The sequence below is a fragment of the Mycobacterium sp. IS-2888 genome (assembly GCF_001954215.1).
Lineage (GTDB): Bacteria > Actinomycetota > Actinomycetes > Mycobacteriales > Mycobacteriaceae > Mycobacterium.
In genome coordinates this window covers 1-2039 of record NZ_MBET01000035.1, presented here as the reverse complement: position 1 = coordinate 2039, position 2039 = coordinate 1, and the positions used below count along the sequence as shown (strand labels likewise).

The following is a 2039-nucleotide window of genomic DNA, read 5'->3' as shown; positions in this document are numbered from 1 at the left end:
GTGTGCGGTTGGTCATTTTTGGGGTGTTTGTGGTTGTTGGGGGGGTGTCTCCGGTTCCGGTGGGGGGGTCGATGGTGTCGAGGATGAGTCGGGGTAGGTCGGTGTCGGGCAGTGTTTGGATGGTGGCGGTGTCGGTGATCAGTAGTTGGGGGGCGGCGTCGGTGAGCATGTATGTGGTGCGTTCGCTGGGGTAGTTCGGGTCGATAGGCAGGTAGGCCGCGCCGGTTTTGGAGATGGCCAGCAGCGCGGTGACCAATCGGGTGGAGCGGGGCAGTGCGACCGCGACGATGGTTTCGGGTCGGGCTCCATAGGTGGTCAGCTGGGCGGCGAGATGGTTTGCCCGAGCGTCGAGTTGGTGATAGGTCAGGGTCTCGTCGTCGTCTTCGACCGCGAGCGCCTGGGGTGTGCGGGCGGCTTGGGCGGCGAACAGTTCTGGCACGCTGCCGCGCGGTATTGGGGTGGCGGTGTCGTTCCACCGGTTCACGACCTGGTCGCGTTCGACCGCATCGATGATCTCGATCTGATCGATCCGCCGCTCCGGATCAACCGAGACCGCGTCGAGGACCCGTAGGTAGTGGTTGGCGAACTTCTCGACGGTCTCGTGGTTGAAAAGGTCGGTGGCGTATTCGATGGTTCCCGGGATCGGTTGTGGTTCTCCCGGCGTGGGCGGAAGTTCGAAGAGGTTGATGGACAGGTCGAACTTCGCAGTGTGGGTGGAAGCAGGAAGCACGTCGACGCCAAGCCCGGGGAATTCGACCGTCGGCAGCGGGTTGTTCTGCAGCGCGAGCGACACCTGAAACAGCGGGTGATTCGCGGTGGAGCGGGATAGGTTGAGCGAGTCGACCAGCCGCTCGAAGGGGGCGTCTTGATTTTCGTAGGCGGCCAGTGCCTTGCTGGCTACCTGCTGGAGGAGCTGCCCAAACGGCGGATTGCCCGAGGTCGCCACCCGCAGCACCCACGTGTTGGCGAAGAACCCGATCAGGTCGGTCAGTGCGTCGTCGGTGCGCCCGGCGATCGGCCCTCCGATTGTCAGGTCGTCACCGGCGCCGAGCTTGCGCAACAGCACGGACAACGCCGCCTGTAGCACCATCGACGTGGTCGTCCCGGTCTGGCGGGCCAGTTGCTCGATCCGGTTCCGCAGCGGCGGGTCGATCGCGAACGCCACGATCTCCCCCCGAAACGACCGCTTCGGTGGGCGAGGCCGGTCGAACGGCAACGAGATCCGTTCTGGCGCCCCCGACAGCTCACGGCGCCAGTACGCCAACTGCCGGGACAGGACGCTGTCGGGGTCGTCCTCGCGGCCGAGGACTTCTCGCTGCCAAAGGGTGTAGTCCGCGTACTGCACCGGGAGCGGTGTCCAAGTCGGAAGCCGCCCAGCGCGCCGCGCGGCGTATGCCGCGGCCAAATCCCTCGCGAGCGGCACAACCGATGCCCCGTCCCCGGCGATGTGATGGATGACCAACACCACCAGATGCTCGGTCGCTGAAACCCGAAGGAGGGTGGCCCGGATCGGGATCTGCGTCGCCAGGTCGAACCGGTGTTCGGCGGCTGCAGCCACCGCTGCGGCCAATTCTTGCCGGTCGGACACCTCGCGGGCGACCACCGGCGAGGCCACTGTCTCGGCGGGCAAAATCTGTTGCCACGGGGTTCCGTCGGCCTCAGCGAACACCGTGCGCAGGCTCTCGTGGCGGGTCACTACATCGCCGATCGCCGCGGTCAATGCCGCCGTATCCAGCCCGCCGGTGAACCGGATCGCCAACGGGATGTTGTAGGTCGCCGAGGGACCCTCGTATTTGTAGATGAACCACAGTCGGGTCTGTGCGAACGACAACGGCAATCGCGGCGGCCGTTGCCGCGGCATCAGGGGCGGCCGCATCTGGTCGCGGGCATGCGTCGCGATCCATTGGGCGAGTTGGGTGATGGTGGGGGCGTCGAAGATTGCTCGGATGGGGATTTCGACGCCGAGTTCGGTGCGGATGCGCGCGACGAGTCGGGTCGCTGAGAGGGAGTGTCCGCCCAGGGCGAAGAAGCTGTCGTCG

The 2039-nt window shown here is 66.0% G+C and carries 1 protein-coding gene; it reads right to left on the bottom strand.

The annotated features are described in order from the left end of the window. The coding region (locus tag A5745_RS05925; protein ID WP_139329466.1) for a condensation domain-containing protein at window positions 1-2039 on the bottom strand (2039 nt) is incomplete at both ends.